Below are 24,130 nucleotides of genomic sequence, written 5' to 3'. Positions count from 1 at the left end.
GCGCGCTCAGGCGCCGTGGAACGCGCGGACGGCGGCGACCACCTCGTCGAAGCGCGCCCGGTCCAGGGCGGCTCCCGCGCGGCGGGCGGCGGTGGGGGGCACCGTGAGCAGGCGGTCCAGGCGCACCTCGCTGGGCCGGCCCTGCGGATCCCAGGCGCCCCGCCCGACGTCGAGCCAGTACCGCCCGTGCCGCGCCTCGTCGGCCGCGTCGAGGTCGTGGTCCTGGCTGGAGAGCATCAGGCCGACCAGTTCCTCGCCGCGCCGCCCGACGACGAGCACGGGGCGGTCCTTGCCGCGGCCGTCGCCCTCGTCGAAGGGGACCCAGGCCCACACCACCTCGCCCGGATCGGGCCGGTCGTCGGGTCGGGGGCGGTAGCCGAGGTCGACCCCGGCGAGGCCGCCGTCGAGGTCCCGGACGCCGGGACCGGAGACCTCGGCCGTGACGACCCGCCCGCGGCCGCGTGGGCGGCGGACCGCACGCGTGGCCGGCCGCGTGACCGCGCGCAGCACCCCGGTGAGCCGTCGGACGAGCCCGCTTCGCGCCATGCCCGCACGGTACGGACCCCGCCCGCGCGGTGACGGGGAACACCATGTGTCCCACGTGACACTCCGGTACCAATCAGTCACGTTCGTGGTTGGAACTGCCGATAGAGGGGCACCATGACGGCACGGGGTGGTCAGAGGTGGCCCGCCGGGAGAGGGGGGTCCTCGATGACCTCGGCCCAGCCGGTACCCCCGGCCGCACCACGCTCGCGGGAGGTGAAGGCCAGCGTCCTCGCGGCCTTCCAGCTCGTGGAGGACGCCCGCTACCTCGGCACCAACGACCGCCGCACCAGACGCGGACGCCGCCGCGCGATCGCCGAGCGCACCGTCGCCTACCGGAAGCTCGCCCGGGACCTGCGCGCCAGCTGAAGGACCCCTGCAGGAGGCCGCTAGGCGACGCAGAACTCGTTGCCCTCCGGATCGCGCAGCGTCGCCCACTCGAACGGGCCCTGCTTCTCCCGGTACAGCTCGGTGGCACCCATCCCCACCAGCCGGGACACCTCGTCGTCGCGCCGCTCGGGCCCGACGTGCAGGTCCAGGTGCACGCGGTTCTTGACCGTCTTGGCCTCGGGGACGAGCTGGAAGAGCACCCGCGGTCGGCCCGGGTCGGGTGACCGCAGCGCCGCTCCGACCCGCCACACCAGCGCGCCGCGGTGCGTGGTGGTGTCGGACTCCGCCGCCGCGCCGGACTCCACCATCCGGCGGATGAACGCCTCGTCCTGGGCCTCCACCTGCCAGCCCAGGGCGTCGGCCCACCAGTCGGCCAGCCCGTGCGGGTCGGCGCTGTCGATCACGATCTGCACGTCGGTCGCCATGGGCGCACCGTAGGGCCGGGTACCGACGACTCGCGGGTGCCGGAGACCCGAGGTGCCGGCGGCTCAGAGCTCCTCGGCCAGCCCGGCACGCATCACCGCGTCGTCCGGCAGCGGGGTGGTCAGCCGGCAGTGGTCGGCGAAGACCACGCGCATCGGGGCGAACGCCGAGCGCTCGACCCGCCGCTGCGGGTCCCACAGCCCCGAGCGCATCACCGACTTGGCGCACTGGAAGTAGGCCCGCTCGACGGTCACCACGAGCACCGAGCGGGGGGCGCGGCCGAACTCGGTGAGGTCCACGTCGAGCTCCTCGGGTACGGCCAGCTCCGCGGTGCCGTACACGCGGAGGGTCTCCTCGATGCCCGGCACCAGGAACAGCAGCGCCACGCGGGGGTTGCCGGCCACGTTGCGCAGGCTGTCCACCCGGTTGTTGCCCGGCCGGTCGGGGAGGGCCAGCCGGTGCGCGTCGAGCACCTTGACGAAGCCCGGGTCGCCGCCGCGCGGCGAGACGTCCGGCCAGCCCTCGGCCGACGCCGTGGACAGCGTGGCGAACGGCGCGAGCCCGATGAAGGCGGCGCAGTGCCGGTCGAGGTGGTCGATCACCTTGTCCTGCACCAGCTGGGAGGGGTCGCGGTACCGGGCCAGCACGTCGTCCATGGGCCCGACGGTAGCGGGCTAGCGTTCGGCCTCGTGCCCGCACAGTGGAGCTCCCCGGTCCGGTACGTCGAGTGCGACCAGCAGGGCGTGGTGTTCAACGCCCACTACCTCACCTGGGCCGACGAGGCCTCCACCGTCTGGTGGGCCTCGATGGGGCTGCCCTGGGCGGAGCTCGCCGAGCGTCGCATCGACCCGCTGGTCAAGGCCAGCACGCTGGAGTGGGCGTCCCCCGCCCGCTGGGGCGACACCGTCACCGTGGACGCCGAGACCGAGCGGGTGGGGCGCACCAGCGTCACGGCGCGGTTCACCGTGCGCGTCGGGGAGCGGTCCTGCTGCGTCGTCCGTACGACGTACGTGTGCGTGGCCGACGGCGTCGCCGCGGCCTGGCCCGACGACGTCCGCGCGCGGCTGGCGCCCTAGCGCCCGGCGCCCGGGGGGAGCAGCGGGAGCCCGTCCGGGACGCCCTCCTCGACCAGCCGCCAGAGGGCCGCGGTGTCGGCGTGCTCGGCGACCAGGTCGCCCAGCGCGTCGAGCCGCCGCTCCCGGACCGCGGCGAAGTCGGTGTCCGGTGCCGGGACGAACCGCCGGCCGGCCACCCGTGCCACCTCGGCCAGGAACGCCCGCCGGAAGGCGTCGTTCTCGAACGCCCCGTGCCAGGTGGTGCCCCAGACGGCGCCGGACCGGGCGCCGTCGAGGAAGGGCTCGGCGGTGTCGTCGACGGTGACCACGCCGTGGTGGATCTCGTAGCCGCGCACCGCCTCGCCGAACGCCGTCCCCACCGGCCGGCCCAGGGTCTTCTCCCGGGCGAAGCGGACGTCGGCCGGCAGCAGCCCGAGCCCAGGGACCGCGCCGGCCCGCGACTCGACGTCGTCGGTGATGGTCCGCGCCAGCATCTGGTGGCCCCCGCAGATGCCCAGCACGGGCCGGCCCTCCGCGGCCCGCCGCGACACGGCGTCGGCCAGCCCGGTGGCGCGCAGCCAGCGCAGGTCGGCGACGGTGGCGCGGGTGCCGGGCAGCACGACCAGGTCGGCGTCGGCCAGCTCCTGCGGCGTGGTCGCGTAGCGGACCAGCACGCCGGGCTCGGCGGCCAGCGCGTCGACGTCGGTGGAGTTGGACAGCCTCGGCAGCCGCGCGACCGCGATCCGCAGCACGTCCTCCCCGTGCGGGGGGCCGGCCGCGGCCCGGGGCGTCCCGAGGCCGAGGGAGTCCTCGACGTCGAGGTCGAGACCGTCGCGCCACGGCAGCACGCCGAGCGTGGGCCGCCCGGTCAGCCCGGTCAGCGCCTCCAGGCCCGGGCGCAGCAACCGGACGTCGCCGCGGAACTTGTTCACCAGGAAGCCGGCGACCAGCCGCTGGTCGGCGGGGGGCATGAGCGCGACGGTGCCGTAGAGGGCGGGGAACACCCCGCCCCGGTCGATGTCGCCGACGACCACCACCGGCAGTCGCGCGGCGGTGGCCAGGCCCATGTTGGCGATGTCGTCGGCCCGCAGGTTGATCTCGGTGGGGGAGCCCGCGCCCTCGCAGACCACGACGTCGAACCGGGCGCGCAGGTCGGCGAGGCTGGCCAGCACCTGCTCGAGCAGCGCCGCCTTCATCGGCCGGTAGGACAGCGCGGTCACCTCGGCGACCGGCTTGCCGAGGACGACGACGTGGCTGGAGTCCTCCCCGCCGGGCTTGAGCAGCACCGGGTTCATCGCCGCCTCGGGCTCGACGCGGGCGGCCGCGGCCTGCACCACCTGGGCCCGGCCGATCTCCGCGCCGTCGGGGGTGACCATCGAGTTGTTGCTCATGTTCTGCGCCTTGAACGGGGCCACCGAGACCCCCTGGCGCACCAGCCAGCGGCAGATGCCGGCCGTGACCACGGACTTGCCGGCGTCCGACGTCGTCCCGGCGACGAGCAGCGCGCCGGGGCGGCTGCGGGTCACGCCACCTCGCGGGGCGCGCCCCAGCCGGCCTTCTCCTGCCCCGACAGTTCGGCGATCGCCTCCATGATCCGGTCGGTGACCGCCCGGCGGGCGCGGCCGTTGCCGGCCATGCCCCGGTACTCGGGGAAGGTGAGCGGCTCGCCGTAGGTGACCGAGACCTTGTGCGGCCGCGGCCACCTGGCGTCGACCGGCTGCACCTTGTCGGTGCCGGACACCGCGACCGGGACGACGGGGCAGTCGGCGGTCAGCGCCAGCCAGGCGACCCCGGTCTTGCCGCGGGCCAGCCGGCCGTCCCGCGAGCGGGTGCCCTCGGGGTAGATGCCGAACCCCTCGCCGCGGCGGAGGACCCCGAGCGCGGTGTCCAGGGCCTCCTGCGCCGCGCGGGAGGTCTGCCGCTCGACGGGCATGGCGCCCAGCGCGGTGAACAGCTGCCTGGACAGCCAGCCCCCGATGCCGGGTCCGGTGAAGTACTCGGCCTTGGCCAGGTAGTGCACCCGCCGCGGGGCCGAGAGCGGGATGACCATGCTGTCGATGAACGACAGGTGGTTGCTGGCCAGGATCACCGGCCCGGTGGGCGGGACGTTCTCCTTCCCGGTCACGCGCATGCGGAGGACCGCGTGGAACAGCGGGCGCAGCAGGAACCGGGCGACGAGGTAGAGCACGCCGCGCTTCCCCTCTCGGCTCGGGGAGCCACCGGCGGCTGCCGACGACAGCGGGCATTCTCCCGTGCCGACGTCCCCGGCTGTCCGCAGGGGCGGGAGGGTCCTTTCTCAGTGCATGCGCGGTGTGGGCGGGCAGACGTCCCGGATCAGGGCCCGCACGTCGGCCGGCAGGGACGACCGGCCCGCGGCGGACTCGGCGATCGCCACGGCCACGTCGCGGACCTTGCGGTGGCAGTTGCTGGAGATGTGCGCCAGCAGGTCGAAGGCCACCTGCTCACCGCAGCTGGTGAGCAGCATCAGGATGCCCTTGGCCTGCTCGATCGCCGCCCGGCTGGCCATCGCGGTGCGCAGCTGGCACACCTCGGTCTCCAGCGCCTGGACCCGGTCGTCGACCGACCCGTGGGCGCACGACGCCGCATCCACCTCCGCCTCCTCGGGCAGGAGGACCAGCAGGCCCTCCAGCGCGTCCACCGACCCGGCCGCGTCCACCACCGGTTCCCCGACGAGGACGGCGGGAGTGCCCAGGCCGCTCCGGCTGCCCAGGCGAACGCGCAGCGAGAAGGGCAGCCCGTCGGCGCAGGCCCGGGTGATCGCGTCGAGCGCCCGCGACCGGTCGCCCGGGTGCAGGGCCCGCGCCAGCAGCTCCGCGCAGGGGTGCGCGCCTCCGCGCGGGAGGCCGAGCAGCCTGGCCATCTCCGGCGACCACGCCCAGTTGCCGGTGCGCCGGTCGTGGCGGAACCGCCCGGCCAGCCGGTGCGGCGTGGGGACCGGTCGTGCAGCAGACGCGCCGGGACGGGCCGCCGGCGTCGGGTGCTCGGCCACGGGGCGGGACCGGCCGAGGGTGGGGGAAGGCGTCGCTGTCATGTCGACTCCACGAGGGTGCCACCGGGCTCGACCCGGTCTCGGGCGCCGCCGGCCGTGTGTTCGACCACCGCGGTACGCCGGCGGGCGAGGCCGGCCGCTCCGTTCCCCCGGACGGTACGACGCAACGGGAGGTTCTGCACGCGCAGCGACCACCCGATCGCACGCCGCGCCGCGTCGCCACGGCCTGTCCGCGTCCGCACCCCCGGAGGTGTCACTACACGACGGTGGCCGGACGGGCCGGAGACCTGTCCCCGGGCCGCGCGGGCAGCCCCGCGGCGAGCTCGGCGAGGAGCTCCACCGCGGTCCGCAGCCGGTCGGGCGGCAGGGTGAACGGCAGCCGCAGGTGGTCGTCGAAGGCGTGGCCGGTGCCGAACGCGCGTCCCTCCGCCAGGAGCAGGCCGTGCGCCGCGGCGCCCGCGGTGAGCGCGGCCGAGCTGGTGCCCGCCGGCAACCGGCACCACACCGACAGCCCGCCGGCCGGCCGCGGTGCGGTCCAGTCGGGCAGGCACCGGGCCAGCTCGGTGAGCAGCACGTCCCGCCGCTCGCGCAGCACCTGCCGGCGCCGCTCGAGGATGCCGTCGAGCTGCCGCACGAGGACGGTCGCGGCCAGCTGGTCCACGACCCCGACCGACAGCTGCCGACGGCCCAGCGCGGCCCCGAGCTGGTCGGCGAGCGCGGCGTCGGTCCGGAGCCAGCCGATGCGCAGCCCGCCCCAGACGGCCTTGGCCAGACCGCCCACGGTGACCGTCGCCGGGTCGGGCAGCCCCGCCGCGAACGGGGGCAGCGGCCCGTCGTCCAGGTACAGCTCGGCGGTCACCTCGTCGACGACGGCCAGGACGCCGTGCTGCCAGAGGGTCGCCGACAGCCGGCGCCGCCCGGCCGCCGACAGCCGCGCGCCGGAGGGGTTGGAGAAGTCGGGCATGAGGTAGGCCAGCCGGGGACTGCTCTGCCGCGCGACGATCGCCGCGGCACCCACCAGGGCATCGGGGTCGGCGCCGTCGACCGGCGCGGGCACGCAGCGCCCGCCCGCCGCGCCCACCATCCCGATGGCGCCGGGGTAGGTGGGGTGCTCCACCAGCACGCGGTCACCGGGCTGCAGCAGGGTCGAGACGGCGATCGCCGTGGCGTCCCCGGTGCCGGCGGTGACCACCACCTGGTCGGGGTCGGTGGGCAGGCCGCGGGCGGTGAACCGCTCGGCGATCGCGGCGCGCAGCTCGGGCAGGCCGCTGGGCGCGTAGCCGTGCCCGGTGGTGTACCCGGGCAGCGCCGCCACCGCCTGCTCGTAGGCGGCCTGCACCTCCGGCACCGCCTCCGGGGCGGCGTGGGCCAGGTCGAGCACCTCCGGGTCGGTGCTCGGCGCCCGCCAGCCGCTGCTCGCCGTCGGCAGCTCGGTGACCGTGCCCGAGCCGTGCCGGGTGGCCGCGAACCCCTCCGCCCGCAGCAGCCGGTAGGCCGAGGCGACGGTGACCCGGCTGGCCCCGAGCGCGGTGGCCAGCTCGCGCTCGGCCGGCAGCCGGGTGCCCACGGGCAGCGTCCCGGTGGTGACCAGCTCGCGGACCCGCCGGGCCAGCGCCACGTACCGGGGGCCGGGCAGCGCCCCCAGTGGCTCGACCAGCGTGGCCAGCTCCTGCGCCGAAGTGGACTGGCCGATTCCCGATGGCATGCGGTCCACCATGCCGAAGTGGACCGCTCTACGCCAGTGTTGACGGTGCCAATCTCTGGTCATGACTACAGGTGGTGTCATCGTCCTGCTCGTCCTCGTCGGGCTGGTCGCCCTGTCGGTGACCACCCTCGCCGTCGCCGTCCGCGGTGGCCGCGGTCCGGCCGACCCGCCGGCCAGCCACGCCCGGACCGATCCGGCCGGCTTCTTCGTCCTGCCCGAGCCGCGGGGCGTCCTGCCGCGGCACCCGGCTCAGCCGCGGCGCGACCAGGACGTCGTGGCCGCGCCGATCGTGGACAGGGCCGCCGCCGCGATCCACACGGCGCGGGAGAGCCGCACCGCGCGCGCGATGTCCCCGGCCGCCGGCGCCCGCCCGGTGCCGAGCACCGGCCGGTCCTCCACCCTGCTGCCGTAGACGTTGCGGCCGCCCAGCCGCAGTCCCAGGGCGCCGGCCAGCGCGGCCTCGCAGCGCCCGGCGTTGGGGCTCGGGTGGGCGGCCCCGTCACGTCGCCAGGCGGTCCAGGCGCCGCGCGCCGAGCCCCCGGTCGCCGGGGCGGTGGCCACGGTGAGCGCCGCGGTGACCCGCGCGGGCAGCCAGTTGGCGACGTCGTCCGCCCGGGCGGCCGCCCAGCCGAACCGCGCGTACCGCGGGGACCGGTGGCCGACCATCGCGTCGAGGGTGTTCACCGCCCGGTACGCCAGCAGGCCGGGCACCCCTGCGACCGCACCCCAGAACAGCGGGGCGACGGCGGCGTCGGAGGTGTTCTCCGCGACCGACTCGACGGTCGCCCGGGCCAGCTCGCCCTCGTCGAGGGACCGGGGGTCCCGGCCGGCGAGGGTGGGCAGCAGCGCCCGGGCGGCGGGCAGGTCCCCGGCGTCGAGCTCCGCGGCCATCGCGGTGGCGGCCCGGCCCAGCGACGTGCCGCCGAGCACCGCCCAGGTGGCCGCCGCCGTGGCGAGGGTGCGGACGGCGCGGCGACCGCGGGTGGCCCGGTCGACTGCGGCGCCCAGCCCGGCGGCGCCCGCCACCAGCGCGGCGGCGTACCCGGCGCCGGCCGCGCGGGAGTCCCGCCAGACCCGGCGCTCCAGCGCGGCGGCCACCCGGCCGAACCCCGCCACCGGGTGGCCGCGGCGCGGATCGGCGAGCAGCAGGTCGGCGGCGGCGCCCAGGGCCAGGCCGACGGCGGTGGGCGTGGTCAGCGGGTCCTCCTCCGGGTGCTCGTGCGCTGCGTGCGCCGCGCAAGCAGAGCACGAGCACGTGGGGAGCACGTGAGGGAGCACCCGCGGCCCGCCTCGGGAGCGGGAGCCGTCCCTAGGATCGGCGTCCATGCGCCTGCCCGGCCGGTACTCCGGCACAGCCCGGCCGATCGTCACCTACGGCAGCAACCCGGTCCTGCACCGCCCGTGCGCGCCGGTCACCGCGTTCGGCAAGGACCTGCGCCGCCTGGTCCTGGACATGTTCGCCTCCATGGAGGCCGCCGACGGTGTGGGCCTGGCGGCCAACCAGATCGGGGTGGACGCGCGGATCTTCGTCATCGACTGCCCCGACGCGGCCGGCGAGGACGTCGTCGGCTACGTGGTCAACCCCGAGCTGACGATCCTGGAGCCGCACGAGGGCGAGCCCGCCGAGGAGGTCACCGAGGAGGGCTGCCTGTCGGTGCCCGGCCCCTACGCCGAGCTGCCGCGCGCCTTCCGGGCCCGGGTGGACGGCGTCGACGCGGACGGCGTACCGGTGTCGATCGAGGCCACCGGGATGGCCGCGCGCTGCCTGCAGCACGAGGTCGACCACCTGGACGGGACCGTCTACGTCGACCGGTTGCCCGAGGAGCTGCGCGAGCGGCTGCTGGCGGAGGCCGCGGGCCCCGGCGGGGAGCTCCCGGCGTGACGACGCCCGAGGGAGCATCGCAGCGAGCGCCCGGGCCGACAGCGAGTGAGCATCGCAGCGAGCTCTGCGAGCGGGGAGCGGAGCGAGCGCGGAGGCGAGGCGACAGCACGGCGAGCGCGGAACGGACCGAGGTCGGAGTCGCGCCCATGGGCACGGCGTGACCGTGGCGACGGCCCCGCTCGTCGTCGTCGGCATCGGCGCCGACGGGTGGGACGGGCTCGCGCCGGCGTCGCGCGCCGAGGTGGAGCGCGCGGAGGTGCTCCTGGGCAGCTCCCGCCAGCTCGACCTCGTCCCGTCCTCGGTGGGTGCCCGGCGGGTGGCCTGGCCCTCCCCGCTGAGCGAGGCGCTGCCCGGGCTGCTGGAGGAGCACGCCGGCCGGGCGGTCGTCGTCCTGGCCAGCGGGGACCCGATGCTGTCGGGCATCGGCACCACGCTGACCCGGCTGCTCGGCTCCGGCCGGGTGCGGGTGCTGCCGGCGCCGTCCTCGGTGTCGCTGGCCTGCGCGCGCCTGGGCTGGGCGGTGGAGGAGACCGAGGTGGTCACCCTGGTCGGCCGCCCGCTCGAGCTGCTGCACCCGCACGTGCAGCCGGGGCGACGGCTGCTGGTCCTCGGCTCGGACGGGCGCACCCCGGCACAGGTCGCGGCTCTGCTCACCGCGCGCGGGTACGGGCCCAGCCGGGTGACCGTGCTCGGCGGGCTCGGCGGCCCCGACGAGGTGGTGCGCACCGGCACCGCGGCCACCTGGTCGCAGCCGGCGCCGGCGCTGGTGGTCACCGCCGTCGAGTGCCGGGCCGACCGCGGGACCGCGCCGCTGCCGACCACCCCCGGGCTGCCCGACGACGCCTACGAGCACGACGGCCAGCTGACCAAGTCCGAGGTGCGGGCGATCAGCCTCGCCCGCCTCGCCGCCGTGCCCGGGCAGCTGCTGTGGGACGTCGGCGCCGGAGCGGGCTCGATCGGCATCGAGTGGATGCGGGCGCACCCCACCTGCCGCGCCGTGGCCGTCGAGGCCTCCGCCGAGAGGGCCGAGCGGATCGCCCGCAACGCCTCCCGGCTCGGCGTCCCGTACCTGCGGGTCGTCCACGGCTCCGCCCCCGCCGCGCTCTCGGGCCTGGCCCCGCCGGACGCGGTGTTCGTCGGCGGCGGCCTCACCACCCCGCGGCTGCTGGAGACCTGCTGGGAGGCGCTGCCGTCCGGCGGCCGGCTGGTCGCCAACGCGGTCACGGTGGAGGGCGAGGCGGTGCTGGCGGCCTGGCACGCCCGCGTGGGCGGGGAGCTGGTGCGGATCGCCGTGCAGCGCGCCGAGCCGGTGGGCTCCTTCACCGGCTGGCGGCCCGCGATGCCCGTGACCGTCTGGTCGGTGACCAGGCCGTGACCGTGCACTTCATCGGAGCGGGACCGGGCGCGGCCGACCTGGTCACCCTGCGCGCGGCGCGGCTGATCGCGACCTGCCCGGTCTGCCTCTACGCGGGTGCGCTGGTGCCGCGCGAGCTGCTCGACACCGCGCCGCCCGGCGCCCGGCTGGTCGACACCGCCGACCTCGACCTCGACGAGATCACCGCCGAGCTGGTCGCGGCGCACGCGGCCGGCCTCGACGTCGCCCGCCTGCACTCCGGGGACCCCTCGGTCTACAGCGCGATGGCCGAGCAGATGCGCCGGCTGGACGCCGCCGGGGTGCCCTACGACGTCGTGCCGGGGGTGCCGGCGTTCGCCGCGGCCGCCGCGGCGCTCCGGCGGGAGCTCACCGTGCCGGGGGTGGGCCAGACCGTCGTCCTGACCCGCACGTCGGCCCGCTCCACCCCGATGCCGCCGGGGGAGGAGCTGGCCGCCTACGCCGCCACCGGGGCGACCCTGGTGCTGCACCTGGCGGTGCAGCGGATCGCCGAGCTCGCTCCGCAGCTGGCCGAGCACTACGGCGCCGACGGCCCGGTCGCGGTGGTCGCGCGGGCCAGCCGGGACGACGAGCTGGTGCTGCGCGGCACGCTCGCCGACATCGCGCAGCAGGTCGAGGACGCCGGGGTGCGGCGGACGGCGGTCGTCGTCGTGGGCCCGGTGCTGACCGCCGGGCAGTTCCCCGACAGCCACCTCTACTCGACGACCCGGCCCCGGTGATGGCCGCGCTGCAGGGGCTCACCGCGAGCCTCCGTGGCCCCGTCCGGAGGCTCGCCCCGAGCGTGCGAGGGGTGAGGAGGACGGGGTCCTTCCAGGGGGGCAGCGGGGTCCTTCCAGGCGTGACGCGGACGAATCTCCTCCGGCTACGCGCGGCCGACCACGGTGCCGGCGCGGTCGATGACCACGACGTCGACCGCCACCGGGGCACCGCGCAGCACCCCCAGCGCGGTCCTGCGGGCGCCGGCGGCCACCAGGTCGCCCAGCGGCAGCCCCGCCGCCTGGCACTGCTGCAGCGCGTCGAGCGCCGTGTTCGCCCGCTGCACGCCCTCGACCAGCTCCGGCGCGCCGCCCGCGTCGCGGACCATCGCCGCCAGCGACGCAGGGGACACCTGGGAGCGGCCGGAGTGCAGGTCGAGGTGGCCGTCGGCGAGCTTGGCCAGCTTGCCGATGCCCCCCGCGACGGTCAGCCGCGGCACCGGGTGGCGCCGCAGGTACTTGAGGACGGCGCCCGCGAAGTCCCCCATGTCGAGCAGCGCGTCCTCGGGGAGCCCGTAGAGCTGGCTGACCACCCGCTCGCTGGTCGACCCGGTGCAGCCGGCCACGTGCCGGTGCCCGGCCGCGCGGGCGACGTCGATGCCGCGCCGGATCGAGTCGATCCACGACGAGCACGAGTACGGGACGACGACGCCGGTGGTGCCCAGGATCGACAGCCCGCCGAGGATCCCCAGCCGCGGGTTCCACGTCCTCCGGGCCAGCTCCTCGCCGCCGGCCACCGCGACCTCGACGACGACGTCCCCGGTGCCGCCGTGGCGGGCGGCGACCGCGGCGACGTGCTCGCGGATGAACTTCCGCGGCATCGGGTTGATCGCCGGCTCGCCGACCGGCAGCGGCAGGCCCGGCTTGGTCACCGTGCCCACGCCGGGGCCGGCCCGGAAGACGACGCCGCTGCCGGGTGCGCCGTGGGTGACGCGCGCCGACACCAGCGCGCCGTGGGTGACGTCGGGGTCGTCGCCGGCGTCCTTGACCACGCCGGCGCAGGCCTCGACCCCGGGCGACAGGGACTCGGTGGCCAGAGCGAAGGTCGGGTGCACGTCCCGCGGCAGGTCGATCCCCACCGGGTCGGGGAACTCGCCGGTGAGCAGGGCGGTGTAGGCGGCCGTCGTCGCGGCGGTCGCGCAGGCTCCGGTCGTCCAGCCGTAGCGCAGCCCCGAGGTGCGCTCCCGCCCGGCCTCCGTCACGGGATCAGCATGCACGGGGCGCGGCGGTGACCGGCCGGGTCCTGGTGCTCGGCGGCACGGGGGAGGCCCGGCGGCTGGCCGGGCGGCTGGTCGAGGAGGGTGTGGACGTGCTCAGCTCGCTGGCCGGCCGGGTCGCCGACCCGGTGCTGCCGCCGGGCGAGGTGCGGGTCGGCGGGTTCGGCGGCGTCGAGGGCCTGGCCGCGGCGCTGCACGGCGTGGCGGCGCTGGTCGACGCCACGCACCCGTTCGCGGCGACGATGACCGCGCACGCGGCCGCGGCCGCCGCTGCCACCGGCACGCCGCTGCTGCGGCTGCAGCGGCCCGGCTGGACCGCCGGTCCCGGCGACGACTGGCGCTGGGTGGACTCCCTGGCGGAGGCCGCGCAGGCGGTGGCCGGCTCCGGTTCGGTGTTCCTCAGCACCGGCCGGCAGGGACTGGCCGCCTTCGCCGGCCTGCGCGGCCGCTGCCTGGTCCGGGCGGTCGACCCGCCGTCCCCGCCCCTGCCGGCGCGGACGACGGTCGTGCTCGCCCGCGGCCCGTTCACCGTCGAGGAGGAGCGGGCACTGCTGCGCGAGCACGCCGTCGAGGTCGTCGTCACCAAGGACAGCGGGGGCGGGATGACCGCCGCCAAGCTCACCGCGGCCCGGGAGCTGGGGCTGCCGGTGGTCGTCGTCCGCCGGCCCCCGGTGCCCCCGGGCGTGCCCGTGGTGGCCACGGTGGAGGAGGCGCTGGCCTGGCTGCGCGCCCGGTGAGGACTACGAGTTCGCGGGCCAGAACGCCCAGGCCGTCACCCACACGATGCCGATGGTGACGAGCAGGGCGACCGGCACGTGCGCCGCGATCTGGCCGGAGCTGCCCAGCCAGGCCTGGAGGAAGGTGAGCAGGAAGGTGACGCCGCTGAGCGCGGCCGGCCACCACACGCGGGTGCGGCGTGCGTGCAGGGCGGTGCCGAGCAGGAGGAGGCCGGTCGCCACGTGCAGGGCGATCGCGCCCACGCCGTGCCCGCCGGTCCCGTCGCCGGTGGTGATCATCTGGCCGGCGGAGAAGAACTGCCAGAGCAGCACGAGCACCGACAGCACGGCGGCGGCCTGCACCGGCCGGATCGTGGACGTGGGCGCTGCGACGGCGGTGTCACGGGTCCGGGTCATCGGGTCCTCCGGTGCACGGTCGAGGAGAAGTGTTTGAAGATTGGAGCACCATCCGTGAGGACACGCCAGTGCCCGGCACCGATCGGTCGATCCCCGAACCAGGGGGTCGGCGGCCGGTGAGCAGGCTGGTCCTCTTCGACCTCGACGGCACCCTCGTCGACTCGACGCCCGGGATCTGGGCGTCGGTGCGGGTGGCCGCAGCCGCGCTCGGCCTGCCCGAGCCCACGCCGCAGCAGCTGCGGGAGATGGTCGGCCCGCCGCTGCAGGACGGCTTCGCCCTGGTGCTCGGGGTGCCGCCGGACGACGTCCCGCGCGCGGTGGCCGCCTACCGGGCGCACTACGCGGCGGGGGCGCTGCTCGACGTCGGCGTCCACGAGGGCGTCCCGGAGCTGCTCGCCGCGCTGCGGGCCGGTGGCGCCACGCTCGCGGTCGCCACCAGCAAGCCGGAGACCTTCGCCGTCCGGGTGCTGGCGCACACCGGTCTGCTGTCCGCGTTCGCCGGCGTGCACGGGGCCACCCTCGACGGCACCGTCCGGCACAAGGACCAGGTCGTCGCCGCGGCGCTGGCCGCCCACCCCGGCGGCCGGGACCCGGTGCTGGTCGGCGACCGGGCCCACGACGTCCTGGGTGCCGCGGCGCACGGGCTGCCCTGCATCGGCGCCGGCTGGGGACCGGCGCCCGCCGGCGAGCTGGAGGACGCCGGCGCGGCGGTGGTCGCCGCCACGCCCGCGGAGGTCCTGATGGCGCTGGGCCCGGAATTCGGCTGAGCGATCGGCGGCCGTGTGGGCAGGATGTCCGGCGGAAGTCACTGGACGAGGGAAGGACGCAACACGGTGCGCGCGCTGACGGAGCGGCAGGTACGCCGCTCGTTCCTCAACTGCTCCCGGGGGGAGGCCGACGGCCTGGTCCTGCCGAAGGGCTTCGGCGACCTGGACTGGGCGCAGCTCGAGGTGCTGGGCTGGCGGGACCCGAAGGCGCCGCTGCGCGGGTACCTGGTCCTCGAGGTCGACGAGCAGCCCGTGGGCGTCGCCGTCCGTGCCGCCGACAGCCGCATGTCGAGCCGGACGGCGGCCATGTGCCTGCTGTGCCAGACGGCGCAGCCCGGGGACGGCGTCTCGCTGTTCACCGCCCGGCGGGCGGGGGAGGCCGGGCGCAACGGCAACACCGTCGGCACCTACATCTGCGCCGACCTCGCCTGCTCGCACCGGGTCCGGACCGAGATCCCGCCGTGGCTGCAGGACCGCGACCCGGCCGAGGTCGTGGCGCAGCGGGCCGGCGAGCTGCGGGAGCGCGCGCTGGGTTTCCTCGCCGCCGTCCGCCGTTAGGCGGCTACCGGTTCGGCCTGCTCGACCGGCGCCGCTTGCCGCAGGGCCCGGCGCCGGCGCAGCAGGCCGGCCACCGCGACCGCCGTGAGGACGACGAGCACCGCGGCGTAGCCCTCGGCGGTCGGTCGCAGGCCCACCTCGCCGGCGACGACCCCGGCGACGATCGCCGGCACGCTGAAGGCGAGGTAGCCCACCACGTAGACGCTGGAGAGCAGCCCCGCGCGGTCGCCGGGCACGACACCCGCGGTGATCGTGCCCATCGCGCCCAGGAACGCCGAGCCGAAGCCGAACCCGGACACCACCGAGGCGACGAAGAACAGCGCCAGCGACGCGGTGACCAGCGCGGCGATCGCGATGCTCACCCCGACGGCGAACAGCAGCGCGCCGGAGAGCATCGACCGCTGCGGGCGCACCCGCCACATGGTGGTCGACGCGACCGCGCCGGTCCCCTGCATGGCGAGGATCAGCAGGCTGCCGACGAGGTGGTCGTCGACCCCGAAGACGTCCACGGCCAGCGACGGGCCGAGGGAGAGGTAGAGCCCGCCGAGCGCCCACATGGCGACCAGGCAGGGCAGCGCGACCAGGAAGGCCGCCCGGTGCGCGCGGGGCACCCGCACCTGCGGGCGCAGCGACGCCAGCGCCCCCGGTGTCCGCGGCGAGGTCTCGGGGAGCAGCGCGACCACCGCGGTGGCGAGCACGAAGGCGACCGAGAGGGAGGCGAACACCCAGCGGGTCGGCTCGGCGGCGAGCTCGACCAGCAGGCCGGCGCCCACCGCGCCGAGGGAGAGCCCGACCGTGGGGGAGGCGCTGTTGAGCATCGCCGCCAGCGGCCGGTCGCGGCGCTGCAGGTCCAGCAGCACCGCCCCGAGCGTGCCGGTCAGGGCGCCGACGGACAGCCCCTGCACCACCCGGGCGGCCAGCAGCCAGCCCACGCCGTCCGCCGCGAGGAACAGCAGGCTGGCGCCTACCTGGAGCAGCAGGCCGACGGCGACCACCGGACGGCGCCCGACGTGGTCGGAGAGCCGGCCCACCACCAGCAGCGCGCCCAGCAGGGCGATCGCGTAGATGCCGAAGACCGTCGTCAGGACGCCGGCCGAGAACCCGAACCGCTCCTGGTAGACGCGGTAGAGCGGCGAGGGCACCCCCGAGGCGGCGAGGACCAGGACCAGCAGGGTCGCGGCCGTCCAGAAGGCGGCTCTCGGGGGCAGGCGGCGGGAGGGCACGACAACGAGCAAGCCCTCCCGCCGCGACCGCATTCCCGCCCGGACGGCGGGTCCGCGGGGATCAGCGCCGGGCGGCCGGCGCCGCGGCGGTCAGCGCCGCTCGAAGCCCGCCGGCAGGACGACGTCCTCGCGGGTGAGGTCGTGCACCGAGGACTTGCCCAGCCCCAGCAGCGCCTCGTCGATGCCCTGCCGGAGGATCGACAGCACGTTCTGCACGCCGCGCTCGCCGTTCGCGGCCATGCCCCACAGGTAGGCCCGGCCGATCATCACCGCCTTGGCGCCCAGCGCCATCGCCTTCACCACGTCCGCGCCGCGCCGCACGCCGCCGTCCATGACGACCTCGACCTGGTCGCCGACGGCCTCGGCGATCGCCGGCAGCGAGCGGATCGAGCCGGGGGTGCTGTCGAGGTTGTTGCCGCCGTGCGTGGAGACGGAGATGGCGCTCACGCCGGCGTCGACCGCGCGGCGGGCGTCGTCGACCCGGGTGACGCCCTTGAGCATGAACGGCCCGCCCCACTGCTCGCGCAGCCACGCGACGTCCTCCCAGCGCGGCAGCGCGGTGCCCATCCACTCGCCGTAGGCGCCGAAGAAGTTCGGCGGCTCCTGACCCTCGAGGGCCAGGTTGGGCACGCTGAGCTCGGGGATCGAGCCGGTGCGCAGGTAGGTCGCCAGCCAGCGCGGCCTGCGCAGCACCTCGGGGGCGAACTTCAGCGCGTTCTTGACGTCGATCTTCTCGGGGATCGGCGGGCTGCCCCAGTCGCGGCGGGACGCGAACGACCAGTCCAGCGTCATGATCAGGCCCTTGGCGCCCGCGGCCCGGGCGCGCTCGGCGCGGGCGAGGATCGTCTCGCGCGAGCCGACCCAGTACATCTGGAAGAACAGCTTGTCGTTGGCGGCGCCGACCTCTTCGACCGGCTTGCTGGCGAAGGAGGACAGCCCCATCGCGACGTCCTCGGCCTTGGCGGCACGGGCGACGGCGACCTCGCCGTCGGGGTGGACCGCCTGCACGCCGGTGGGGGAGATGAGCACCGGCATCGACACCTGCTGGCCCATGACCGTCGTCGCGGTCTCGCGCTTGGCCGAGAGGTCCGCGACGTGCGGCCGCCAGGTGATCTCGTCGAAGGCGGCGACGTTGTCGTCGGCGGTCAGGCCCTTCTCGGTGCCGGCGACCAGCGCCATGTAGACCGACCGCGGGAGCCGCTTCTTCGCGCGGTACCGGGCCTCCTCGACGGTCTCGAACCAGTCCTTGGTGCTCGCCATGAGAGCTCCTCTGCACTCAGCGGTCGGCCGGCACGGGCGTCGATGCAGTGACGCCTGCCACGTCGCGCGTCATGGTGCCAGGGTGTGGCACTGAGTGTCACGGCCTTCTTCTCACTCCCGGAAGGACGGGTGCGAGCGGGGGCTGTAGACGGCGCCGGTCGGGCTGACGCGCGTCTGCGAGGAGCCGACGAGGACCAGGCAGCGCATGTCGACGGCTTCCGGGTCGAGCTCGCCGAGCGTGGTGACGGTGACCCGCTCCTCCGGCCCGCCGACGTCCCGGCCGACCACGACGACGGTCCCCGGGTCGCGGACCTCGAGCAGCACGTCGCGGGCCTGGCCCAGCTGGTGCGGCCGGGCCTTCGACCGCGGGTTGTACAGCGCGATCACCAGGTCGGCGGCCGCGGCGTGGCGCAGCCGGTCGACGACGACGTCCCACGGCTTGCGCACGTCGGACAGGCTCAGCACGGCGAAGTCGTGTCCGAGGGGCGCGCCCACCCGCGCGGCCACGGCCTGCGCGGCGGTGAGCCCGGGCAGCACCCGCACCGGGACGCCGGCGAACTCCGGCCGCGCCGCCACCTCGAGCACGGCCGCGGCCATGGCGAAGACGCCGGGGTCCCCGCTGGAGACCACCGCGACCCGCCGTCCGGTCCGCGCCAGCTCGAGGGCGTGCGCCGCCCGCTCGGCCTCCACCCGGTTGTCGCTCGGGTGGCGGGTCTGCCGCGGGTTGACCGGCACCCGGTCGAGGTAGGGGCCGTAGCCGACCAGGTCGTCGGCGGCGGCCAGCGCCTCGGCGGCCTCGGGCGTGGTCCACGAGCGGCGGCCCGGGCCGAGGCCGACCACGACCACCTCGCCGGTGCGCGGGGCCTGCTCGTCGTGCTGCTCGGGACCGGGGGTGGGGCCGGTCAGCGGGCTGGGCAGCAGGGCGAGGGAGAAGTAGGGGACGGTCGCCGGGTCGACCTCGGCCAGCGGCAGGCAGCGCTGGCGGTCGGTCGTCGCCCGCTCCACGTACAGCGCGCGGTCGAGGACGCCGGCGCGGTCGAACGCCTCGCGGACCTGCGGGAACGTGCGGCCCAGCTTGAGCACCGCGGCGGAGTCGGTGGTGGCCAGCCACTCTGCGAGCTCGTCGGCGCCGAGCGTGCCGGGCAGCACGGTGAGCACCTCGTCGCGCTCGACCAGCGGCCGGCCGACCGCCGCCGACGCCCCGCTCACGCTGGTCACGCCGGGCACGACCTCGGTGGGGTAGCGGTGCGCCAGCCGCTTGTGCATGTGCATGTAGGAGCCGTAGAAGAACGGGTCCCCCTCGGCGAGGACGACGACGTCCCGCCCGGCGTCGAGGTGGGCGGCCAGCCGCGCCGCGGCCGCCTCGTAGAACTCGTCGATCGCGCCCTGGTAGCCGCCGGGGTGGTCGGTGGTCTCGGTGGTGACCGGGTAGACCAGCAGCTCCTCGACCTGGCCCTCGCGCAGGTACGGCGCGGCCAGCGCGCGAGCCACCGACCGGCCGTGCTGGGCGGCGTGGAAGGCGACCACGTCGGCGGCGCCGATCAGCCGGGCGGCCTTGACGGTGACCAGCTCGGGGTCCCCGGGCCCGAGCCCGACCCCGTAGAGACGGCCGCTCACTCGACGTCGCTCGCGATCGCGTTGACCGCCGCGGCCGTCATCGCGCTGCCGCCGCGCCGGCCGCGGACGACGAGGAACTCCAGGTCGCCGGCGGCCAGCGCCTCCTTGGACTCCGCCGCGCCGATGAAGCCGACCGGGACGCCGACCACCGCCGCCGGCCGGGGCGCGCCCGCGGCGACCATCTCCAGCAGGTGGAACAGCGCGGTGGGCGCGTTGCCGATCGCCACGACCGAGCCCTCGAGCCGGTCGCGCCACAGCTCCAGCGCCGCGGCGGTGCGGGTGGTGCCGAGCTCGGCGGCGAGGGCGGGCGTGCGCGGGTCGCCCAGCGTGCAGACGACCTCGTTGTCCGCCGGCAGCCGGCGGCGGGTGATGCCGGAGGCGACCATCTGCGCGTCGCAGAGCACCGGGGCGCCGGCGTCGAGCGCCTCCCGCGCGCGGGCCACGACGCCGGGGGAGAAGGCCAGGTCGTCGACGAGGTCCACCTGCCCGCAGGCGTGGATCATCCGCACCGCCACGCGGGCGACGTCCTCGGGCAGCCCGGCGAGGTCGGCCTCGGCGCGGATGGTCGCGAACGAGCGCCGGTAGATCTCCGCGCCGTCCTTCACGTACTCGAACATCACGCCTTCCCGATCCGGTACCCGGTCCCCGTCGCCACCACGTCGACCACCTCGCCGCGCGGGCGGCCGCAGCGGCGCTCGCACCCCGCCCAGTGCTGCCGGGCGCCGTCGGCGGGCAGGACGCCGGCCGCGACGGCGTGCGCGGCGTCCGCGCGGACGTCGGCCCGGCTCTTCGCGCACCCCGGCCGCCCGGTGCAGGCGGTGACCCGCAGCCAGGGGCTGTCCGGGTCGAGCACCAGGCCCGCCGCGGTGAGGGAGGAGGTCGCGGCGTCGTCGGGCAGGTCGGGCAGGACCACGCTGCGCCACGGGGTCAGCTGCAGGTCGTCGGCGGTGGCGGCGAGCAGGTCGGCCTGGCCGGCGGTCAGCCGGCCCAGCGGGACGACCGCGACCAGCGCGACCCGCCCGTCGTCCTGCCGCACGGGACCACACGGTCGTCCTCCGGACGACACCGCGGCCAGGTGCCGTTCCCCGGCGCCGTGGAGCCGCTGCCCACCCTCCTCGGGGAGGCCTCCGGCCCCCCGCTCGTCGGGCGACACCGTCGTGAGGAGCCGGGCGGCGACGCGGGCGGGGCCGTCGTCGAGCTCGGCCAGCCGCCAGGCGCTCGACCCCTGGGCGGCGCGCTCGTCGAGGAAGGCGCGGGCCGCGGCGAGGGCAAGGGCCACCGCGTCCTCGGGTGCCACGCGCAGGCCGGTGTCGGCGCCGGCGAGGGTCAGCGCGACCGTGGCCGGGCAGCGCGCGCGCAGGCCGACGTCCCCGCCCAGGCCGGCGACGTCGCCGCGGCCGTCGTCGAGGGTCACCAGGAACCGGCCCGGCAGCGCGGCGAACGCCGGCTGCGCGCACAGCCCGGCGTCCAGCGCGGCCACCCACGGCCGGACGTCGATCCGGCCGCCGACCCGGCCGGACAGCGCGCTGGCCAGCACGTTGCGCACCCGCTCGTGCGCGGCGCTGGGCAGCAGGCCGGCCGCGGCGAGCCGGCCGCCCAGCTCCGCCTCGGCCCCCGGCGCCAGGCCGCGCAGCTGCACGTTGCCCCGGCTGGTCAGCTCCAGGCCGCCGTCGCCGAGGTCGTGCGCCGCGCCGGCGAGGACCCGCAGCTGGACGGCGCTGAGCAGGCCGCCGGGCACCCGGACCCGCGCCAGCGCCCCGTCGGCCGCGGCGTGGGTCTGCAGCGCGCCGGGGCAGGCGTCGCTGCGGAGGCGGGCGGGCGTGGCGGTCATGGCGCTGGCGAGGGTACGGCCCGCCGGCGCGGGCGGTCTCAGCGCAGCTCGCGCCCGCTGTCGAAGGACATCCACACCCGCCGGCGGTCCGCCCGCGAGTGCACCCGGGCCATGGCCTCGACCCGGCGCCGCTGGTCGTCGGTCGCCAGGTGCTGGACGACGGCCACCTCGGCGTCGCGCATCGCCCGCTCGGCGGCGACCTCCTGCGGGGTGGACGGGAACTCGTCGTCGTCCTCGGCCGCGGCCGCGTGCGGGTGGGCGTACGGGCTGTCCTCGGGCAGGTGCCCGCCGATCCGGCCGTAGGCGCCGAGCACCAGCAGGAGCAGGCCGACGCCGACGGAGAAGGCGACGTTCCTGAACTCGAAGGCCAGGATGTTGAACGACGTCCGCAGCACCGCCAGGTTGACCAGGGCGGAGAGCAGGAACAGGACGCCGATGACGATCATGACCGTCGAGGCGGTGCGCGGGCTGCGCGCGGCAGCGACGAGGAGCACGACCGCCACCACGACCGAGATGGTCGACAGCAGGCCGTTGGACGACAGGCCGAGGATGCGCTGGCCGTCGGTCGAGAAGTAGGCCAGGCCGCCGGCGAAGCCGAGCAGGCCGAAGACCAGCAGGAACACCGCCACCACGATCGCGCCGGTGCGCTGGACGGCGAACACGCGGGCGCCGGGACCGGGGTGTTCCTCGGGTGGGTGTGCCGTGCGGTGGGGGAGGTGGAGTCGCAGTGTCACGGGGAGCTCCCAGGAGACGCGGGACGGTGTCCATTCTTCGCCTCCGCGGCGGGCGTGGATGCGGTCGAAGGTCGCGATCCCGCGCCGGCGGGGGAAGCACCGGGGGCCCGTCCGGCGTTGTCCCTGGCATGACCCAGCCGTTCGAGCTCGACCTGCACTCGGAGTTCCTCCGCGCGGACCTGTTCCTCGCGATGGGCCAGCCGATCGAGGCGGCGAAGGTGCTCACGGCGGTCGTCGAGGCCGAGCCGGGCAACGAGGCCGCCCTCGAGCTGCTCGCCCGCGCCTACTTCGGCTCCGCCCAGCTCGGCCGCGCCGAGACGACGCTGACCCGGCTGGTCGAGCTCGCCCCGGCCAACGGGTGGGCGCGCCGGGCCCTGGCCCGCACCCTGGAGCGGCAGAGCCGGTCCGACGAGGCGGTCGCCCACCACCGGGTGGCCGACGCCCTGGGCGCGGCCTGACCGACCTGTCGGCAGCGGGTGGCAGCCTGCCGCCGTGCCTGACCTGGACGTCGTGACCGCCGCCGTGCGCGCGGCCTGGTCCCGCGAGACCTGCGACGACGCCGACCTCGCCGACTGGACGCCGGCCGACCCGGCCCGCGGCCAGTGCGGCGCCACCGCGCTGGTCGTGCACGACCTGCTCGGCGGGGAGCTGCTGCTGGCCGAGGTGCTGCGGCCGGACGGCTCCCGGCAGGGCGTCCACTGGTGGAACCGGCTGCCCGACGGCACCGAGGTCGACCTCACCCGCGAGCAGTTCGCGGCCGACGAGGTGGTGCAGGCGCCCCGGGTGGTCGAGCGACCGCCGGGGGCGCCGCGCCGCTGCGCGGAGCAGCACCTGCGGCTGCGGGCGCGGGTCTCCACCGCCCTCGCGGGCTGACGGTCAGCCGACCCGCTCGGCGGCCGCGCGCATCGCCTCCTGGGCGATCGGCGGCGGAGCGGCGAAGTCGAAGGCCCGGAACAGCACCGCGTGCTCGACGCCGAGGGCCGGGCCCTGCAACGCGGTGACCGCGGGGATCATCGCCCGGGGCGGCGGGTGCCCCGGGATGCCCGCGAGGTACTGGCTGTGCGCCTCCAGCGAGGCGACGCCGCGCGCCAGCGGCGCACCGGTCACGTCCACGCCGTGGGTGGGCCGGGGGTCGCCGCCCACCAGCAGCCACCGCGTCGACCAGGGCTCGAGCCCCTCGTCGAGCAGTTCGGGGAAGACCCAGCGGTTGCCGGCGTCCCGCAGGGCGTCGACCGCCGCGAGCCCGGCCACCCGGTGGTCGGCCTGGTTGAGCCCGGCGACGAACTCGACGTCCCACGACCCGACGAGCAGCGCCTCCGGCCGGTAGCCGCGGATGACCCGCGCGATGTCGCGGCGCAGGCCCAGCCCGTACTCCAGGACGCCGTCGGGGTGGTCGAGGAAGCGGACGTCGGTCACGCCAACCACGTCCGCCGCCGCCACCTGCTCCGCCGTCCGCAGCCGCGCGGTCTCCTCCGGCCGGAGCGCGTCCATGCCTGCCTCGCCGCGGGTGAGGAGCAGGTAGGCGACGTCGATCCCCTGGGCGGTCCAGGCGGCGACGGCCGAGGACGTGCCGTACTCGACGTCGTCGGGGTGGGCGACCACGCACAGGACACGGGAGAAGGCGTCCGCGGGGAACGGTGCCACCGGGGGCGGTCCCATGCGCGGCAGGGTAGGGCCAGGTCGGACGGAGGCGGCCCGTCCGCGGCGACGTCCGCCGGCCCGCCGGAGCGTCGCCACGCGCAGCAGCCGTGCGGGTGGACGCCGTCAGTCCCGCGTCAGCTCCAGCAGCGCGCGGGCGCCGCGCTGGAACTCGTACCCCACCTCGCGGACCTCCGCGGTGACCCCGGCGGCGGCGAGGTCGTGCACCAGCCCGGCGAGCAGGTCGGGCAGCGCGCCGCCGGCCTGGTCGACCAGCGGGTAGACCCGCACCCGGCCGCGGCTGACCCGCGCCATCTCCAGCAGCGCCGCCCGGTGGAACGCGCGGTCGAGCCGGTCGGCGTAGGTGAACAGCAGGTGGGAGGAGAGGACGAGGTCGAACGCGCCGTCGCCGAACGGCAGCGCGGGCAGCGCCGCGCAGACGTACCGGCCGGGCGCGGCGGCGCGGTCGGCGGCGAACGCCCGCGCCGCCTCGGCCCGCACCCGGGTGTGGCCGGCCGGGTCCCCGTAGAAGGCCCAGACGTAGCGGTCGGCGTGCGCCTGGGCCCAGGCCCGTCCGCGCTCCAGCTCGCCGGCCAGCCGGTCCTCGAGCGCGGCCGGTGGGGTGGCGTACACCGGGTCGACGGCGACCGCGTCGGTCCCGCGGGCCCGGGCGACCGCGGTGAAGCCGGCGCCGCCTCCGGGGCAGTCCAGGACCCGTCCGGCGAGGTCGGCGTCGGACAGCGCGAACATCGCCCGGTACTCGTCGAAGGAGCGGGCACTGACCAGGTACGCCCCGATGTCGCGCGCCCCCGGGCGCAGGGCTGGGTCGGCCACGGCGGCCGAGCCTGCCCGACTCAGCCGCGGGTGACCACCGGGTAGCGTCCCGGCATCACGGCAGTGCGCGCGGAAGCCGGTGCGAGTCCGGCGCGGTCCCGCCACTGTGATCCCCCCGGGGGAAGTCAGACACGCCGGCTGCCGTGCCCGACGACCCGGGGC

Annotated in this window: 28 protein-coding genes and 1 riboswitch; of the genes, 10 read left to right on the top strand and 18 right to left on the bottom strand. The window is 76.8% G+C overall.

Annotation, left to right across the window (positions count from 1 at the left end):
- Positions 1–6: 6 nt before the first annotated feature.
- A complete protein-coding gene (locus ACI789_RS03855; protein WP_457006813.1) occupies positions 7–546 on the bottom strand; it encodes a type II toxin-antitoxin system PemK/MazF family toxin in 540 nt (179 codons plus the stop codon).
- Between the two features lie 213 nt (positions 547–759).
- Between ACI789_RS03855 and ACI789_RS03850 the strand changes: the two genes are divergently transcribed.
- Positions 760–912, top strand: a complete 153-nt coding sequence (locus ACI789_RS03850; protein ID WP_456916955.1) for a hypothetical protein — start codon at positions 760–762, stop codon at positions 910–912.
- A gap of 20 nt (positions 913–932) precedes the next feature.
- On the opposite strand, the gene ACI789_RS03845 is transcribed toward ACI789_RS03850, so the two are convergent.
- Both ACI789_RS03845 and ACI789_RS03840 read right to left on the bottom strand, forming a co-directional pair.
- On the bottom strand, positions 933–1,358 hold the full coding sequence (locus ACI789_RS03845; protein WP_457006812.1) for a VOC family protein: 426 nt from the start codon (positions 1,356–1,358) through the stop codon (positions 933–935).
- A 63-nt stretch (positions 1,359–1,421) separates the two neighbouring features.
- A complete protein-coding gene (locus ACI789_RS03840; protein WP_457006811.1) occupies positions 1,422–2,012 on the bottom strand; it encodes an MSMEG_1061 family FMN-dependent PPOX-type flavoprotein in 591 nt (196 codons plus the stop codon).
- A 33-nt stretch (positions 2,013–2,045) separates the two neighbouring features.
- Here ACI789_RS03840 and ACI789_RS03835 point away from each other — a divergent pair, with 33 nt between their 5' ends.
- On the top strand, positions 2,046–2,432 hold the full coding sequence (locus tag ACI789_RS03835; RefSeq protein ID WP_457006810.1) for an acyl-CoA thioesterase: 387 nt from the start codon (positions 2,046–2,048) through the stop codon (positions 2,430–2,432).
- Here ACI789_RS03835 and ACI789_RS03830 read toward each other — a convergent pair.
- The 5 genes from ACI789_RS03830 to ACI789_RS03810 form a co-directional block, all read right to left on the bottom strand.
- On the bottom strand, positions 2,429–3,937 hold the full coding sequence (locus ACI789_RS03830; RefSeq protein ID WP_457006809.1) for a cobyric acid synthase: 1,509 nt from the start codon (positions 3,935–3,937) through the stop codon (positions 2,429–2,431). The genes ACI789_RS03835 and ACI789_RS03830 overlap by 4 nt on opposite strands.
- Positions 3,934–4,599 (bottom strand): lysophospholipid acyltransferase family protein, encoded by a 666-nt coding sequence (locus tag ACI789_RS03825; protein WP_457006808.1) that lies wholly within the window; start codon positions 4,597–4,599, stop codon positions 3,934–3,936. Before ACI789_RS03825 ends, ACI789_RS03830 begins: the two co-directional genes overlap by 4 nt.
- Before the next feature lie 108 nt (positions 4,600–4,707).
- Positions 4,708–5,463, bottom strand: a complete 756-nt coding sequence (locus ACI789_RS03820) for an ANTAR domain-containing protein (protein WP_457006807.1) — start codon at positions 5,461–5,463, stop codon at positions 4,708–4,710.
- 214 nt (positions 5,464–5,677) lie between these two features.
- The gene (gene yczR, locus ACI789_RS03815) at positions 5,678–7,126 is read right to left on the bottom strand and encodes a MocR-like transcription factor YczR (protein ID WP_457006806.1); all 1,449 of its coding nucleotides are present in this window, start codon (positions 7,124–7,126) and stop codon (positions 5,678–5,680) included.
- A gap of 249 nt (positions 7,127–7,375) precedes the next feature.
- Positions 7,376–8,392: a cobalamin biosynthesis protein gene (locus ACI789_RS03810; protein WP_457006805.1), complete on the bottom strand. Its 1,017-nt coding sequence runs from the start codon at positions 8,390–8,392 to the stop codon at positions 7,376–7,378.
- Positions 8,393–8,450: 58 nt separating this feature from the next.
- On the opposite strand from ACI789_RS03810, the gene def reads away from it, so the two are divergent.
- The 3 genes from def (at position 8,451) to cobM (ending at position 11,120) form a co-directional block, all read left to right on the top strand.
- Entirely contained in the window at positions 8,451–9,008 is a 558-nt protein-coding gene (gene def, locus ACI789_RS03805) for a peptide deformylase (RefSeq protein ID WP_457006804.1), read from the top strand.
- A 157-nt stretch (positions 9,009–9,165) separates the two neighbouring features.
- Entirely contained in the window at positions 9,166–10,383 is a 1,218-nt protein-coding gene (gene cbiE / locus ACI789_RS03800) for a precorrin-6y C5,15-methyltransferase (decarboxylating) subunit CbiE (protein ID WP_457006803.1), read from the top strand.
- Positions 10,380–11,120, top strand: coding sequence for a precorrin-4 C(11)-methyltransferase (cobM, locus tag ACI789_RS03795; protein WP_457006802.1), 741 nt, complete (start codon positions 10,380–10,382; stop codon positions 11,118–11,120). Before cbiE ends, cobM begins: the two co-directional genes overlap by 4 nt.
- 143 nt (positions 11,121–11,263) lie before the next feature.
- Here cobM and ACI789_RS03790 read toward each other — a convergent pair whose 3' ends face one another.
- On the bottom strand, positions 11,264–12,358 hold the full coding sequence (locus ACI789_RS03790; RefSeq protein WP_457006801.1) for a cobalt-precorrin-5B (C(1))-methyltransferase: 1,095 nt from the start codon (positions 12,356–12,358) through the stop codon (positions 11,264–11,266).
- 26 nt (positions 12,359–12,384) lie between these two features.
- Between ACI789_RS03790 and ACI789_RS03785 the strand changes: the two genes are divergently transcribed.
- Positions 12,385–13,110: a cobalt-precorrin-6A reductase gene (locus ACI789_RS03785; RefSeq protein ID WP_457006800.1), complete on the top strand. Its 726-nt coding sequence runs from the start codon at positions 12,385–12,387 to the stop codon at positions 13,108–13,110.
- Positions 13,111–13,113: 3 nt separating this feature from the next.
- Here ACI789_RS03785 and ACI789_RS03780 read toward each other — a convergent pair whose 3' ends face one another.
- Positions 13,114–13,506, bottom strand: a complete 393-nt coding sequence (locus ACI789_RS03780; RefSeq protein ID WP_457006799.1) for a hypothetical protein — start codon at positions 13,504–13,506, stop codon at positions 13,114–13,116.
- Between the two features lie 116 nt (positions 13,507–13,622).
- Here ACI789_RS03780 and ACI789_RS03775 point away from each other — a divergent pair, with 116 nt between their 5' ends.
- Positions 13,623–14,273 (top strand): HAD hydrolase-like protein, encoded by a 651-nt coding sequence (locus ACI789_RS03775; protein ID WP_457006798.1) that lies wholly within the window; start codon positions 13,623–13,625, stop codon positions 14,271–14,273.
- A gap of 66 nt (positions 14,274–14,339) precedes the next feature.
- The gene (locus ACI789_RS03770) at positions 14,340–14,831 is read left to right on the top strand and encodes an FBP domain-containing protein (RefSeq protein WP_457006797.1); all 492 of its coding nucleotides are present in this window, start codon (positions 14,340–14,342) and stop codon (positions 14,829–14,831) included.
- Here the strand turns inward: ACI789_RS03770 and ACI789_RS03765 are convergent.
- From ACI789_RS03765 to ACI789_RS03740, 6 genes are all read right to left on the bottom strand, one after another.
- Positions 14,828–16,054, bottom strand: coding sequence for an MFS transporter (locus ACI789_RS03765; RefSeq protein WP_457006796.1), 1,227 nt, complete (start codon positions 16,052–16,054; stop codon positions 14,828–14,830). The two genes, ACI789_RS03770 and ACI789_RS03765, sit on opposite strands and share 4 nt — an antisense overlap.
- A 90-nt stretch (positions 16,055–16,144) precedes the next feature.
- Complete coding sequence (mftD, locus tag ACI789_RS03760; protein ID WP_457006795.1) at positions 16,145–17,314, bottom strand: pre-mycofactocin synthase MftD; 1,170 nt, start codon at positions 17,312–17,314, stop codon at positions 16,145–16,147.
- Between the two features lie 111 nt (positions 17,315–17,425).
- Positions 17,426–18,931, bottom strand: coding sequence for a precorrin-2 C(20)-methyltransferase (locus ACI789_RS03755; RefSeq protein ID WP_457006794.1), 1,506 nt, complete (start codon positions 18,929–18,931; stop codon positions 17,426–17,428).
- A complete protein-coding gene (locus ACI789_RS03750) occupies positions 18,928–19,548 on the bottom strand; it encodes a precorrin-8X methylmutase (protein ID WP_457006793.1) in 621 nt (206 codons plus the stop codon). Before ACI789_RS03750 ends, ACI789_RS03755 begins: the two co-directional genes overlap by 4 nt.
- Complete coding sequence (cobG, locus tag ACI789_RS03745; protein WP_457006792.1) at positions 19,548–20,762, bottom strand: precorrin-3B synthase; 1,215 nt, start codon at positions 20,760–20,762, stop codon at positions 19,548–19,550. The genes ACI789_RS03750 and cobG overlap by 1 nt, the downstream gene beginning before the upstream one ends.
- 38 nt (positions 20,763–20,800) lie before the next feature.
- Positions 20,801–21,496, bottom strand: a complete 696-nt coding sequence (locus tag ACI789_RS03740; RefSeq protein ID WP_457006791.1) for a DUF4383 domain-containing protein — start codon at positions 21,494–21,496, stop codon at positions 20,801–20,803.
- Positions 21,497–21,624: 128 nt separating this feature from the next.
- Here ACI789_RS03740 and ACI789_RS03735 point away from each other — a divergent pair, with 128 nt between their 5' ends.
- A complete protein-coding gene (locus tag ACI789_RS03735; protein WP_457006790.1) occupies positions 21,625–21,954 on the top strand; it encodes a tetratricopeptide repeat protein in 330 nt (109 codons plus the stop codon).
- Between the two features lie 34 nt (positions 21,955–21,988).
- On the top strand, positions 21,989–22,369 hold the full coding sequence (locus ACI789_RS03730; RefSeq protein ID WP_457006789.1) for a YunG family protein: 381 nt from the start codon (positions 21,989–21,991) through the stop codon (positions 22,367–22,369).
- 3 nt (positions 22,370–22,372) lie between these two features.
- On the opposite strand, the gene ACI789_RS03725 is transcribed toward ACI789_RS03730, so the two are convergent.
- Positions 22,373–23,155, bottom strand: a complete 783-nt coding sequence (locus ACI789_RS03725) for a PIG-L deacetylase family protein (protein WP_457006788.1) — start codon at positions 23,153–23,155, stop codon at positions 22,373–22,375.
- 105 nt (positions 23,156–23,260) lie between these two features.
- The gene (locus tag ACI789_RS03720) at positions 23,261–23,968 is read right to left on the bottom strand and encodes a methyltransferase domain-containing protein (protein ID WP_457006787.1); all 708 of its coding nucleotides are present in this window, start codon (positions 23,966–23,968) and stop codon (positions 23,261–23,263) included.
- 71 nt (positions 23,969–24,039) lie between these two features.
- A riboswitch (cobalamin riboswitch) is annotated at positions 24,040–24,101 on the top strand.
- Positions 24,102–24,130: the final 29 nt, after the last annotated feature.

This window comes from Geodermatophilus sp. SYSU D00965 (assembly GCF_054050075.1).
This window is presented reverse-complemented; position numbering and strand designations above follow the sequence as displayed.